Raw genomic sequence first — 13,476 nt, forward strand, 5'->3', positions numbered from 1 at the left:
CCGGTCCAAGCGCCGGTGGGTATTGGAGTAACTCCCCCAACCTCTCCACTACCCGCCGGCGCTTTTTCATGCCTTCTTTCCGTCTCCCGTGTCGGCAAGCTTCAGCCCGATCACGCAGCCGATGATCCCGGCAACGAAGAGCAGTTTGAGCACGCTCGCGGGTTCTCCACCGAACAGCATGGCGTAGCCGACGGTCAATGCCGCCCCCGCGCCGGTCCACACCGCATACGCCGTGCCAATGGGGATGCCGCGCATGGCGTAGCCCAGGCCCACCATGCTGAGGGTCAGCGCCACGAAGAACACCACGGCGGGCCCCGTGCGGCTTAGTCCGTCCGACATCCCCAGGGCTGTTGCCCACACAGCTTCCAAGACGGCACTGATCAGCAAAACAGTCCAATGCATGGCAGCCCCCTAACCGATCGCCTTGAGGCCGACGACACAGCCGATGATGCCCAGCAGGAGGAGTACGCGTATCAGCGTCGCTTTCTCGGCGCCGGTGATCATGGCCACGGCCGCGGTCAACACCGCACCGATGCCGACCCACACCGCGTAGGCGGTCCCCACCGGTATGGCCGTCATGGCGTAGGCCAAACCGGCCATGCTCAGGACCATGGATACCACGAAAATGAGGGTAGGCCAGAGCCGGCGGAAGTTCTTCGATGCGCCCAGGGCGGTGGCCCACACGGCTTCCAACACACCGGACAAAACAAGTATCAGCCATTCCATGAATGATTCCTTTGGCCAGTCTTGTCGCACACCGGGTACTGAACCGTCGTCCGGAGACCTCAGGAAACAGGTCTTGAACTAGAAAATAGCAAAGCACGACGCCGGTGCGCAGCTTTGGTGGCCAACCTCACCGCCCTGGGTTAGGCCTCGGTAGTTGATGGCCCTCCCGATTGTTTTGCACTTTCCTGCGCACCAATCCCCTACCAGCATCGAACCTGGGGAGCCGCATTGCTACCGTCGTGCGCAAGCGGGTGCAACGGCGCGAGAACGTGGGCGGTGCGGTCGAAGACCTGGCTGCCGCGAAGGGCTCTCTGTTGACCCCGTCACTCTAAAGGAAGAGGAGGAGGCAGCCGGTGAACGAGGAGATCTATCACCAGGGCAATCCCGAGCCGCCGATCGCCGGCGACGAGACGGCTACCCTGCTGGGCTTTCTGGAGCGGCAGCGCGCAACCTTCGCGTGGAAGACCGGCGGGCTGGACGCGTCCGGCCTGCAACAGAAGCTCAACCCCTCATCGATGACGCTGGGCGGCATGCTCAAGCACCTGGCCCGCTTCGAGGACGACATGTCCACCGAGTGGCTGAATGGCCACGCCCAACTCCCACCGTGGAACGCCGTGGACTGGGACAGCGACCCCGACTGGGACTGGCGTTCCGCCCACGATGACTCCCCCGAGCAGCTGTATGGACAGTGGCGCGACGCCGTAGCGCGCTCCCGTGCCTTGTTTGCCGAGGCGCTGAGGGACGGCGGCATGGGACGACGGGGCAAAGTCGTCTCCGACCCCGACGTTGAACTACCGAATCTGCGCTACATCCTGCTCAACATGATCGAGGAGTACGCCCGCCATAACGGCCATGCCGACCTCATTCGGGAGTCGGTGGATGGGCTCGTCGGCCAGGACCCGCCGGGTTAAGAACGGCGTGCCGTGCCCAGCGGGAGATCCTGCGCGGCAGGGGCTATCCGGCTCGCCGTTGCGCCAGGCGCCACGCAGCTTGAAGGCCCGATATCAAGGCAACCAGGAAGCCGAGCGCGCCTAGCCCGAGGAAAACCAGAACGAAACCGATCCTGAGAGGGGAAGGAGGCAGTCCTTGATCGGCCTCGCTGATTCCCCCGAAACCAATCCAGGTAAACAAGGCCAACACCAGTCCAAGGAACATCATGGAGATGCCGGATGCGAAGGCTACCGCAACGGGAATTTTTTTCATGAACTGCCGGCCCCTTTCACTGCGTTACGGTGCTTGCTGTGGACTCCTTGGGACACTGAACGGACGGCCACTCCTCAAACTATCGAATGATACGCCCTGTCGGGATACCCTGATCAGAAAAGTCTGGGCGCTAAAAGGCCGAAACTGGAAGAGGGCAATGCGTAGAACATTCAAGATCGCGGTTGCCTCAGTGTTCGGCATGATCCTGGTCATTGCCGGGTTGTTCTTCTTTGGACGTCCGGAATGGGGAGGATATGCGATCGAGGGTTTGATGCTTTTCGCCGTGATTGTATTTGTAGCCAGGCTTGCATGGGGCGGTAAAAAGAGCATCTCTAATCCGATGTCGGAACCCGGAGAGGACCTCAACGATCTATACCTAGGCGCCACCTACACAGGCCCAAGACTCGTCGCCCCTCCTCAGGGAAAGCATGCAGAGTTGGTCATCGATGACGATGAGCGACTGAAGTTCCTCGAGGCCCTCAAGGAGGCAGACGCACGCTCACACCGCGACGCCTCTGAGGAACGGCACCGCCCTTAATTTCCAACCTTCGATCCTCCAAGCGAAAGCATTCCCGTGACTCGCCCTGCCCGGTTCTCGGATTAATTGCCCTTCATTCCCCTTGGGCGCCATTAGCTGATTGGCTCATGTTAAGGATCTGCGTTCATCGAAATGACCTTCGCCATGCCGATCCGGGCATGAATGGAAAGGCGGACACGAAGGCCCGCAGCACAGGGGCAGGCCTTTTGTATGGCAGGATCTTTCTCAGGCAATCGCACTGAATCCGTGCGTGACTGTTACCGGACATATTGGGGGAATACTTGCGCAAGAATCCGGGCCGAATGTTGGCCTCCATCCTTACCGCCGGAGCCCTGCTGCTTGGCGGGTTCACGGCCGCAGCCCCGGCTGAGGCCCTCGGGCCGAAAGCCACAGGGCCGAGCGCCTCCTCGGTGCTGAACACCCTGCCGGTCAAGGGCAAGGCCGCCAAGACCGGCTATTCCCGGGACAAGTTCGGACCCTCATGGAAGGACCCCGATCGCAACGGCTGTGATACCCGGAACGATATCCTCAAGCGCGACCTCACCAAGGACAGGTTTAAGCCCGGCACGAATAACTGCGTTATCGCTTCCGGGACCTTGAAGGATCCCTATACCGGCAAGACCATCAGCTACGTCCGCGGCGGCAACAAGGTCGACATCGACCACGTCGTGGCTCTGGGCCAGGCCTGGGTGTCCGGTGCCCAGAAGCTCTCCACCGCCCAGCGCACAGCCCTGGCCAACGACCCGCTGAACCTGCTGGCCGTGGATGCCTCCGCGAATCGGGCCAAGGGCGACCGCGAGGCCAGTGCGTGGCTGCCCAAGAACAAGTCCTTCCGTTGTCCCCTCGTCGCCACCCAAATCGCGGTCAAGAAGAAGTACGCCCTGTCGGTCACTCCCGCAGAGAAGGCCGCCATGAAGCGGGTCCTCACCTCCTGCCCCGGGCAGAAGACGGTGAAGGTCACCGCCATCAAGCCGGCCAGCAAGGCAACGCCGACGAAGGCCGCCAAGCCCTCCACTGCATTGAAGGTCTCCCCCGGTGCTTTCTGCGCCTCGTCCATGAAGGGCAAGAAGGGCGTCGGCAAAACCAATGGCAAGACCTACACCTGCAAGGCGTCCTCCACGGACAGCCGCCTCCGCTGGCGCACCTGACCGGGGTTCAGGAGGAAAGGACGCGCACCACACGTGCGGGTGCACCCACAACGATGGAATTATCGGGGACGTCCTTCGTGACTACGGAAGCGGCCGCCACAACGGCATTTTCCCCAATGGTCACGCGGGGCAGAATGGTGGCGCTCTCACCAATCACCAGGCGGCGACGATGATCGTATGCAGAACAGGGGTGACTGGCTCCTCGAGGGATCGCAGGGCGACGTCTTTGCCTAGAACTGGCGAAGGTAGTCAGTCCGGACCTCCGAACGGCCGGATCCAGGCTGGCATACGAACTGGATTCTGGAAAGGCTCGTCAACTGTCCTGCTGAGCGCCGGACAACGTCCAACTAAGCGAGCAGCCAGCACTCATTCGGCGCTGGACACCCGATATATGCGCACAGAACCGTTGTCGTACACCTTTTCTGAATCTTCCCCCACCCGTATCTGCTGTTCAAACTCAGGCAGCATGTCCGCCGCGATCAGGCCATGTGTCTCTGCGAGTCGCTGCTGGATATCTGAAAACACAAGATATGCGCCGTCCGCATCATGAACCTCGCTCGCGAACCGTCCTACGTCCACGACCGACATCGATCCCGAAGTGTATGCCAGGAAATCTGTAAGGGAAGCTACGGATCCATGGCTGAGGTAGTGAGGATAACTGGGACCGATGAGTAAAGGAAAATAGTGGTTGGTCTCGAGTACGAAGTCATTCTGCCCTACGCGTGTATCAAGCCACATGCTGGCAGCAACATCCTCTTGCGCCACCCGATAGAACGCTTCGGGACGAAAATACACGGCCGTGAAAAGAACGGCCATAATGGTAAGACTGCCAACTGCGCCGATGATTGTTTTTCGCGTCCTCACGCGTTCCGACCAGAACAGCCAAGCTACTCCGATAGCTAACCAAGGTAAAGAGAAGAGATATACCCTAAAGCGCGCCTCGCCTCCGTACGACACAACGAAGAGGCTGATTGCCGGAGCCACGGCCATCCATCCTACGACCAAAGTGATGCGGATGTCGCCGAGGCGAAACCTTCTGATGCACCCTGCAATCCCCAATAAACCGGTCAAGGCGGTCAACACTATTGCACCGTGTGCTATCCATCGTCCGGCGTCAGTCACAGGTGTCATTGGTGGAACGTTGCTTGCGTTCGACAAGATGTCGAAGCCTGAAAAGAATCCGTAGTGGTTCTGGACATATTCACCGTGTGGAATCAGATAAAGGACGGCGATAAGAAGGAGAAGGATTCCTAGCCGTCTCGGTCGGAAATACCCCACCGCGAACAGAGGCAGTAGTCCAAGGATGGCGAGATAGGGAGTTAGTTGATGACTAGCGACGATAACGACCTGAAGAAGCACGACCGAAATCATCGCAGGAAAGTTCCCGACGTCGTTGTGCTTTTCCGATGAGCGGTCAACAATCCGACCCTCACGTGCCCCGAAGCGATTCTCAAGACGCATTGTCCATGACGTAGGATTTCCGCGCAAACTTCTTAGCAAAATCAGGCACATTGTCAAGTGCAGTGTGAAAGACAGCGCCTGCGGGGAATAATAGTTCTGATTCACCCAGTTGGTCAAGGTGAAGACCAGAGCGGCAGTCCACGAGACGCGAGGATTTCCGGAAACTGTTTTGGCAATGGCATAGACAATGGCTATATTGACGAGTGCGAAGACGATTTCTGCCAATAATGCGTAAGAGATTGCGTCTTTGTATCCGATGATTTCCCCAACATAGGCGCTGATGGAAAAGAAGCCGGGCCATCGATTGTAAATATCGATTGATGGGTCAACGTGGCCCGCGGCGCCGATGAGATTAGTAACGGCGATGTGCTTGTAGGTCCACAGCAGGCGGGGGACTTCGGCAAGAAGGCTAGCAGAGGCGTAGAGCATTATGGCGAGGCTCGTAGTGGACGCAGTCACCAGCCATTTTGAAAGTGCGTCGCGAGTTACAATCGCCCATATACATAAGGCTAAGTTGACGCCAACCGCCACGTACCAGCCGAGCGGAAACGCAGTGAGCAACCCCAAGTCACCCAACGCTTCAGTATCCGTTTTCATTAGGGCAAAAGCCCACAGCAAGACTGCACATGCAAGCACCAGCCATGGCGCCAGAGGGATGTGACGGAAACTACGCCTTTTGGGTGTCATATGTGAGGGGCTGAGGGCGGATTTAATGTTTCCACGTTCAAACAGGATGAGGAACGATGCGCCAAGCAAAACAACCACGGCGGCGGGCTTGGGATGCCAATGGCCCGTCCACGCCATCGGCAGAGCGACCAGGGCTGTCACTAAAGTACTCGCAACGGCCACGTAGATCGTCCGTGCTGCCGGGTCCGCTATGCGGAAGCGGCGCAATATCGCCCAGCCGGGCAGTATCATCCATACGACTGTCTTGAAGGCGGCTGACGCGGGACCCACCACATTCAACAGAATCAACGTTACGGCTGTGAACCCACTCATCGCCAAGACGATGTCCCACAGCGTGCTTCCAAAAGGCGTAGCTGGCTTGAAGTTAAGGCGAGTATTTCGCAGGGGTAGGCTCATCTGTCGCAGCTTCCTTTAACTGGATTGTTGTGGTCTAGCCGGACAGGTCCGGCGTGTAGCACCCGCAGAACCGATGACTGGAAACCGATCTATGGATTTACGGGCTTTCTGGAGCGTTGATACGAACCAGGGCAAGCAGCAGAGCGCCAGTCCTAATCGCGCGAGGTTCCACTCAAGCGTCTGGGGCAAGACTGTGATCGTTACACCACCTGTCGCTACAACCGCGACGGCAGTAAGCACCAATCCCCAAGGCGGTCTGCGCCATGCTCGTGACCTCGGCAGGGCTGCCCGCTGCAAGACAGCTAACGCCGTGTAAGCGGCGAGGCTGGTCAAAGCTGCGCCGTAGATACCCCATAGAGATACGCAAACCACATTGAGCACAATGCTGATAACCCCGGCGACGACCGCCATGCTGGCAATTGCTTTGCCCTTGCGTTGTGTCAAAAGCAGTTGGTGGGAGACCATACCCGCAGCCACTGGGAAAGCTGACAGCGCGATGATGAAAACCGCCAGCGCAAGAGACTCAGGCTGGAACGTCGGTGGCACTACGATGTGTAAAGCAGCTGGGGCAGCGAGGGTTAGCCCGAGAGTCACTGGCATCAGCAATCGGTAGAGCGCATCCCGGGACGAGGCAGCCATGGCCCACCTGATGGCGGGATCGGAAACGGCAGCGAACCGCGGAGTCCATGCAGTTCCCGTGAAAGTAATGAGGAGAATGACAATCGAACCGATGACCCACGCCACCTGATACCTGCCGACTTCAACCGTCCCGAGGAGCATTTGCACGATGATTCGGTCACCTGCGCTTAGTTGAAAGTAGGCCAGTCCCGCCAGGGTCAGGGCCAGACCGAGCTTTAGAGCACGCTTAGTGACTGTAAAGTTGGCGAAGCCTCGCAGCGAGGGCCGTGTTAGGGCGAGACCCAACAACATGGCCGAGAGGTGACTGCCTCCGACTGCCATCAGGTACGTGGTGGCGTCGTTCCGCACGGCGAAAAGAAGGATTAGGCCGACTGCTTGTCCTCCGACCGCCGCCAGTCCACTAACAAGCGCGTATGCAGGAAAACGGTCCTCTGCCAGCAAGAGCGCGAGGATAAGTTGAACACAAGCAGCAGGAGCCGTCCACACGAGTACGGCAAAGATTAAGTCTGAATATTCACCGAATGCGATCGCAACTCCCCAGAGCGGAGCGGTCACGCTAAAGCTCAGAATAACGAGGAACACTAAGGCGGTTCCAACAGCGATAAGTCCACGGGCATTTGAGCCAGAGCTGTCCTCGGAACGTTGCAGGATGATTGCGCGATCGAGTCCCACTAGGGCGACCACCATTATCACCTGGTGTAGCGCGATCCCCGTTGCCAAGGCACCAAACTCTCCCGGTGGCAGCCGATGTGCCAGCACGGGAGAGACGACGATGCCGGCAAGCAACTGGAAGGATGAAGCGATGACATAGAGCAACCCCCGCGTGAAGAGGCCGGACGCAGAACCTGCAGGGCGTTCGGACCGAGTCATCCTCCTTCGCCCTTTCAACCGATGCGCTGAAGGAGGTACATGAAGGGGCCGCGTAAAACAGAGACAAGCTCCAGTCGCTGGACCCCTTCAATCTGCGGACCCCATTGCTCGTAGTCCAGGGGGCCGTCCGCTGCTGTCCTCCTTTCAGGTCTCCGCTTTCTGGCGTTTCTGATTAGGTTCCATACCGCGCGGTGACTCCGTGCCAAGGCGGGCAGAGCGGTCCGGCGGCTTAGCATGATTTTCGTTAGCCAAGCGCCAAGTCCGGTGCCGTATCCCCGGGCCTGCACGCGCAAGGATTCCAGATCATCTCGATGCCGATGCCAGACGATGGCAGACGGCTGGACGATCAAGGAATGGCCGGACAGGATGACCCGCGTGAACATGTCGATGTCTTCACCGCCCCCGGTCCGAGTTCCCACGCCCAAGGCAGTGTCGAAACCTCCAAGGCTTAGTGCGCCCTCCCTGCGCAGTGAGAAATTTGCTCCTGTCCCATATGCGCCGATGCAGAAAGGAAAGGTAGGCAAGTCGGCGGGGGGAACGGCCAAGGAAAATACCCTTGGTGTTATGTTTCTCGACCACGTGACCCGGCGATCAAAGTAGCCTTGGATGCGCGATCGCAACTCGCCGGCTGGCACCAGCCCTGTAACGCACCAGGTATCGGGCGCCCGCTCAAATCCAGCCGCCACACCCCGCAGCCAGCCGGAGTCGACAATGACGTCGTCGTCTGTGAAAGACGCGATGTCTCCCAGCGCGTGACGGAGGCCGGTATTTCTGGCATAGGACAGTCCCGGGGTGGGTTCGGCGACTAGCGTGATGCGAGGATCTCTGAACTCCCGGCGCACCATGTCTTGTGTCTCGGTGGTCTTAGACGCGTTGTCTACGACCACGACGTCAAAGTTCGGGTAATCAAGTCGGAGAATTGCCGGTAGGGCCGCGCGGAGCAGGTGCGCCCGGTCTCTAGTGCAAACGATCACGGTGACTGAAGGCGTGGCCGTGGCAGCCGGTACCGGTGCAACTGGAGGGAGTGAAGCCACGGCAGCTTCGAGCACCTCGCGGTCGACGATTGCATTGGGGGCGGCCAGGTCGGCAAAGCCCCGGACCGCCGAACGTTCACGCACGAGAAACCTCGCACGCTTGTATCCATCGAAGTTGCGCAGCCTGAGGTGTTCGTGATCACCGAGTAACTCCATGTCGACAACGCCAATCCATCTGGCCCCAACCCAGTCCTCCGGAGGACGAGTGGACATCGCGGGACTGATGTTCAAAGCCGTGGAATCGGAAGCCGGTAGCCGCTGGCTTGAGCTCTCACTCATGTTTGCCTTCCATGGTCGTTGCAGGGGTACTCGAACGACTCCAGAACGGGGGGGAGATGGGTCCCCAAGCTGGTGTTCCCCTTTCTTTAGGAGCTAACTCGGGTGCCCCGTCGAGAACCCTAGTCGGCCGGCGCATAGGCGTACTGCACAACCCAATCGACTTCGAGGTGTCCGGATGTTTCTGGGTCAGTGGGGCGCGCGCCCGCTCCTAGTTCCGTTTCGGCTTGGAGCGTCCAACGGAGGTTCGTGTCAGGAACACCTCCGGGAACGGTTGTATGCCCCACTAGTTCGTCATCCCAGAACCACTTGACCTTCCCCGGGGTCCATTCCGTCGAGGCAACGTGCCAATCAGAGGAATCGGTAGGGGAAGAAACCTGTTTGGGAGGATCGAATTGCATGCGGCCATTTGCGTAAGAGCCCTTGATGGCCGAGGCGGGATGCATTCTGCCGTTGAGGTTCCCTTCGGGCCAATCAATTTCTCCTTCGTTCCAGGAATCGCTGCAGGGCCAAAGCAGAAAGGCTATCTTGTATCCCGGCAGGTAGTCGGACCTAAACCTAACCGCGTAGCGACCATAGGTCTGACCTACATAACCAAATGGGACGGGGGACGCCACCTGCGGTTCTCCGCCTTCGCTGTGAAGGAAATAATCAAGCTTGCCTTCCGCGACGGATAGCACCGTATCCGGACTGTAGGTGCCGTTGCCCGACGTGTCGCTGAGGCCGGAGTAGCCTCGCATATCTGCGCCATAGATTGCCCCGACATCACCGAAGGGCGCTGGTTGATCGAAGTCCTGCGCGAACGTTTGCTTCCAGCCTGGCAGGTCCCCCTCGGGAATCCTGCCGGCGGATGGGTCACCCGGTGCCCCGGTGGGTAGTAACCTTGCTGGGATTGCCGGAATAATGGATCTCGGCTGTAAGCGACCCAACCTGTGACAAGCCAAAACGTCTCCTAAGGTGCCAGCTCCGCTGCTGTCATCACTTTCTTCCGCACTGCACATTCAGGCCCGTCATCGTGCAGCGCTAGTCCCTGCGATAAAATAGCCTTGCCTACGGTTCCGGGTACGGGAGAAGGGCAGGATTTTTATGACAGGGCGCAATTTCTTCTCCAGGGCAAGGCCGGTGAGTTTGAACGCGTACCCAGCCATTGTGAAGGCTAAGACAACAAGGATAGTTACGGCTTTACCGAACCCGTCGGGGTCCTTTCGCCGGAACCACCGAGATAGAGCAGTCCACACTCCCAACGGCAGGACGATGCGGGTATAACGTCGTTCGGTTGCAAGAGCGCCTTTTGCGCCCACCAACATGACCACTTGCGCCTTCGAGACTCCCTCTGCCCAAGAACGCGCGAGCATATAACGGATACTTCCACGCGCGGCGGAAACGTGATGCCGGACAACGGCAGCGGGCTCATACACGATCCGCGTGCCGGGATCGCTCGATATCGCACGGAGGCAGAGCTCCGTCTCTTCACAGCCAAAAGGCCTCGATCCTTGCCGACCCAGTACTGGATTGAAGCCGCCAACACTGGTGAGAACTTCTCGTCGAAAGGACATGTTGGCTCCAATGACGTTTCGCACTTCTGTCGCTACTGTTGGCATTCCTTTGTAGGTGCATCCGACGATCCAATTGAGCTCCTCCGGAAAAAAGCGGGGAGGATGGGGTTCCCATACCGGCGTTACCAGACCGCCGACGCCGACAACATCCGGATCGTCGTAGGGGCCGGTCAAGTACTCGAGCCAATCCTCTGCGGCCTCCGCGTCGTCGTCCAAAAACGCCACAATGTCGGACGTTGCCACTGAGACACCCACATTCCTGGCTTCGGACAGTCCTTTTGGTCCTCTGCTCTCGACTATCAGCACCTGTTCCAAAGAGGCGACGAGACGCTTATAAAGATCCTCGTTACGATCAACTACGACCACTACTTCCCGGGGTGCACGGGACTGGGCGCAGATTGACTTGATGGCCCGCATCAGGTCGCTCCAACGTTCCTCCGAGTAGCAACAGACGACGACGGAAACCGAGGAACGTGTTGACTCGTCAGCCATCATCGCCTCCCTGGTTCACCGGGAGCAGGCTGCGGGGATCCGTAGGTGTTCGTGGCACCCTGCTGCTGGGATACCTATAGCCAACGCGACGCAACGCTTCCGGCCGTGCCCCCGCGGTTGGCGCTTGCCAGCTGGCACACTCCCGCGCCAAAGTTTTCAAAACCCTCCACCCGTCACGGAACGTGTGCAGTTTCGATGACCCGGAGATGCGAACCAGTTCTACGCTCGGCACTTCAGCGACGCGAAGGCCGGCCTTGGCAGCCCGTACGACGAGCTCGGTTTCAATTTCAAAGCCATCTGATTCCAGCTGGAGGATATCCAAGCATTCTCTGCGCATGGCTATGAAGCCGTAGCACAGGTCGGAGTAGTTGCTGTTAAGCGCCGCGTTCGCCAGCTTCGTCAATATCCGGTTACCGGCTTTTCGCAGCCGGGTTATGTCGTCCGACCTGCCCCCTGTGACGTATCTCGACCCCTTCACGAAGTCGTAATCGTGCTGGAGCGGCGCGAGAAACCAACCAATCTCCTGCGGATCCATGCTGCCGTCCGCGTCGAGCATGACGATAATATCCCCCGATGCCGCTGCAAAGCCGGATCGTATGGCTATCCCTTTCCCCTTTCTCTCCTCCATTAGAACCACGACATCGAGCCGCAGCGCCTTGGCGACCTTGACAGTCGAATCGCTCGATTGTCCATCCACCAAAACGACCTCGTCCACGTACGAAGGCATACGTCGAAGGACCCACGGCAGGTTCGGAGCTTCATTAAACGTTGGTATAACGACAGTTACAGAGGGGCGCGGATTTGACGTCGCGGGATTCTCGAAAAAGTGCGGAAACGCCACATGAATCACTCTTTCGGATTAGAAACATCAAAGAAGTTGAAGAAGATCCACTGCTGGACGCACAAATAGCGCTAAATTCACAGAGAAAGAAAAAAGTCTCGGTTTGACTTTGACGTCTGCTCTTAGAACGCTCTCGGAACGACCGAGCCGGGAAGTGCGCATACCCCCTAGACATCTTGGGGCTGGTGCGGAGCTGCGCCCGCAGGTGCATCAGTCGTACATCAGAGCGCAGTGCTCTCGCGTGCCCGCAAGTGAAGTGGCGAGATCCGGTTTGTCCGTTGCCGTTCTACCACGTTAGTGGGCTTTTGAGGCGCAGGCATACCCCTAGAATTGGGCATTGCAATCAACCCAGCAGTCCTGCGCATAAAAAAGCTCTGGTTGTTTAAAGCATATATTCAAAGCGCCTGTGGCGATAGAACGATTGCCGGCCGCGTCGGTCCGCGAGTACATTCTCCAGTGGAAACACGGCTCTGACGTTGCTGAAATGAATAAACTCAAGCCTAGTCAACTTGCGAGCATAATGAGGGGAAACGGCGGATTGCCCCGCTGGTGACCGGGCATTATTGCCCGAGGGTTGCCTGCAGCTCGAGCACACCCCCTGTTCGCCCCTTGACTCGCCGGTTCGGGCTCGGACCCCCGCATGGGATCGCGGGCAAACAACTCGGCTCGGGAATCTACCCGTCGGCGGCGCAGAACAGCTGCAGTTCGGCTTCTCCGTCGCGGATGTAGTGCAGACCTGTGAACCCGTGTCCCCCGGCGAAGCGGGACTGCAGGGAGGCGCCGTCCTCCAGCTGGTACAGCATGTTCGCCAGCGCGTTGCCGACCCCGTCGGTGATGGCCAGCGAGACGGCGCGGCCGTCCGGGGCATCCCCCGTGTAGCTTCCGGACAGCCGGAACGAGCCGGCCATCAGCAACTCCCGGTCCGCCGTCGGGCCGTCGACCCTGGGCAGGACCAACTCGCCGGCCTCCTGTCCGAGGCTGCTGCCGAAGTCCGGACGGTACTGCGTGGTGCAGGTGATCTCGGGCGGCAGCTGCTGGGGCCCCGCGGCACATCCCGTGAGCAGGAGGGCGGAAACGGCCAGCGCGACCGGAGTCCATACCAACAGCGGGCGGCGATGGTCCCGGTGCCGCCCCGTGCGGACCGCTTGATGGTATGGAGTTGGTGCCATGTCAGCAGCCTAACGCCGCGGCCGCCGCGGGGACCTCAAGTACCGACGCGCCGGCTCCCTCCCGCCGGATCCAATACGCCGGCGCGTTAAACGGCGAAGCCCGCACCATATGGTGCGGGCTTCGCTGAAGGCTTGCGGGGCGAAGTGGTTACTTCTTGCCGCCGAAGCCCTTGAAGCGTGCGTTGAAGCGCTCCACGCGGCCGGCGCTGTCCATGATGCGCTGCTTGCCGGTGTAGAACGGGTGGGACTCCGAGGAGATTTCAACCTCGATCAGCGGGTAGCTGTTGCCGTCTTCCCACTCCACCGTCCGCTTGGAGGTCGCGGTGGACTTGGTCAGGAAGGAAACGCCGGAGGCCAGGTCGCGGAACACAACCGGGGCGTATGCCGGGTGGATATCAGACTTCATAGTTGTACCTTTTCTACACGCCCCTGGATTTTGC

General features: G+C 59.3%; 14 protein-coding genes, 1 pseudogene and 1 riboswitch. Of the genes and pseudogenes, 3 read left to right on the forward strand and 12 right to left on the reverse strand.

Going from position 1 to position 13,476, the window contains the following annotated elements:
• Positions 1 to 66 precede the first annotated feature (66 nt).
• Both AC5RUP_RS09615 and AC5RUP_RS09620 read right to left on the reverse strand, forming a co-directional pair.
• Positions 67 to 402 (reverse strand): DMT family transporter, encoded by a 336-nt coding sequence (locus AC5RUP_RS09615; RefSeq protein WP_493999679.1) that lies wholly within the window; start codon positions 400 to 402, stop codon positions 67 to 69.
• 9 nt (positions 403 to 411) lie between these two features.
• Entirely contained in the window at positions 412 to 726 is a 315-nt protein-coding gene (locus tag AC5RUP_RS09620; protein WP_494149186.1) for a DMT family transporter, read from the reverse strand.
• Between the two features lie 10 nt (positions 727 to 736).
• A riboswitch (guanidine-III (ykkC-III) riboswitch) is annotated at positions 737 to 804 on the reverse strand.
• A gap of 275 nt (positions 805 to 1,079) precedes the next feature.
• Here AC5RUP_RS09620 and AC5RUP_RS09625 point away from each other — a divergent pair.
• Complete coding sequence (locus AC5RUP_RS09625) at positions 1,080 to 1,637, forward strand: mycothiol transferase (protein WP_494153541.1); 558 nt, start codon at positions 1,080 to 1,082, stop codon at positions 1,635 to 1,637.
• A gap of 43 nt (positions 1,638 to 1,680) precedes the next feature.
• On the opposite strand, the gene AC5RUP_RS09630 is transcribed toward AC5RUP_RS09625, so the two are convergent.
• Positions 1,681 to 1,929: a hypothetical protein gene (locus AC5RUP_RS09630; RefSeq protein ID WP_494153540.1), complete on the reverse strand. Its 249-nt coding sequence runs from the start codon at positions 1,927 to 1,929 to the stop codon at positions 1,681 to 1,683.
• Positions 1,930 to 2,086: 157 nt separating this feature from the next.
• Here AC5RUP_RS09630 and AC5RUP_RS09635 point away from each other — a divergent pair, with 157 nt between their 5' ends.
• Complete coding sequence (locus AC5RUP_RS09635; RefSeq protein ID WP_494153539.1) at positions 2,087 to 2,467, forward strand: hypothetical protein; 381 nt, start codon at positions 2,087 to 2,089, stop codon at positions 2,465 to 2,467.
• Positions 2,468 to 2,769: 302 nt separating this feature from the next.
• The gene (locus AC5RUP_RS09640; RefSeq protein ID WP_494153538.1) at positions 2,770 to 3,615 is read left to right on the forward strand and encodes an HNH endonuclease family protein; all 846 of its coding nucleotides are present in this window, start codon (positions 2,770 to 2,772) and stop codon (positions 3,613 to 3,615) included.
• 7 nt (positions 3,616 to 3,622) lie between these two features.
• On the opposite strand, the pseudogene AC5RUP_RS09645 reads toward AC5RUP_RS09640, so the two are convergent.
• From AC5RUP_RS09645 to AC5RUP_RS09685, 9 genes and pseudogenes are all read right to left on the reverse strand, one after another.
• Positions 3,623 to 3,769: pseudogene (locus AC5RUP_RS09645) on the reverse strand (sugar O-acetyltransferase); the annotation flags it as partial.
• A gap of 212 nt (positions 3,770 to 3,981) precedes the next feature.
• Positions 3,982 to 6,159 carry a hypothetical protein gene (locus AC5RUP_RS09650; protein WP_494153537.1) on the reverse strand — a complete coding sequence of 726 codons (2,178 nt, stop codon included), beginning with the start codon at positions 6,157 to 6,159 and terminating at the stop codon, positions 3,982 to 3,984.
• A gap of 15 nt (positions 6,160 to 6,174) precedes the next feature.
• Positions 6,175 to 7,668 carry a lipopolysaccharide biosynthesis protein gene (locus AC5RUP_RS09655; protein ID WP_494153536.1) on the reverse strand — a complete coding sequence of 498 codons (1,494 nt, stop codon included), beginning with the start codon at positions 7,666 to 7,668 and terminating at the stop codon, positions 6,175 to 6,177.
• Positions 7,669 to 7,682: 14 nt separating this feature from the next.
• The gene (locus tag AC5RUP_RS09660; protein ID WP_494153535.1) at positions 7,683 to 8,981 is read right to left on the reverse strand and encodes a glycosyltransferase family 2 protein; all 1,299 of its coding nucleotides are present in this window, start codon (positions 8,979 to 8,981) and stop codon (positions 7,683 to 7,685) included.
• A 119-nt stretch (positions 8,982 to 9,100) separates the two neighbouring features.
• On the reverse strand, positions 9,101 to 9,718 hold the full coding sequence (locus tag AC5RUP_RS09665) for a glycoside hydrolase family 16 protein (RefSeq protein WP_494153534.1): 618 nt from the start codon (positions 9,716 to 9,718) through the stop codon (positions 9,101 to 9,103).
• A 270-nt stretch (positions 9,719 to 9,988) separates the two neighbouring features.
• Positions 9,989 to 11,026 (reverse strand): glycosyltransferase family 2 protein, encoded by a 1,038-nt coding sequence (locus AC5RUP_RS09670; RefSeq protein ID WP_494153533.1) that lies wholly within the window; start codon positions 11,024 to 11,026, stop codon positions 9,989 to 9,991.
• Positions 11,019 to 11,876 (reverse strand): glycosyltransferase family 2 protein, encoded by an 858-nt coding sequence (locus AC5RUP_RS09675; protein ID WP_494158496.1) that lies wholly within the window; start codon positions 11,874 to 11,876, stop codon positions 11,019 to 11,021. The genes AC5RUP_RS09670 and AC5RUP_RS09675 overlap by 8 nt, the downstream gene beginning before the upstream one ends.
• A 665-nt stretch (positions 11,877 to 12,541) precedes the next feature.
• Positions 12,542 to 13,036 (reverse strand): hypothetical protein, encoded by a 495-nt coding sequence (locus AC5RUP_RS09680; protein ID WP_494153531.1) that lies wholly within the window; start codon positions 13,034 to 13,036, stop codon positions 12,542 to 12,544.
• 148 nt (positions 13,037 to 13,184) lie between these two features.
• Positions 13,185 to 13,442, reverse strand: coding sequence for a type B 50S ribosomal protein L31 (locus AC5RUP_RS09685; RefSeq protein WP_493978504.1), 258 nt, complete (start codon positions 13,440 to 13,442; stop codon positions 13,185 to 13,187).
• Positions 13,443 to 13,476: the final 34 nt, after the last annotated feature.

This window comes from Arthrobacter sp. Y3223151, from assembly GCF_059091125.1.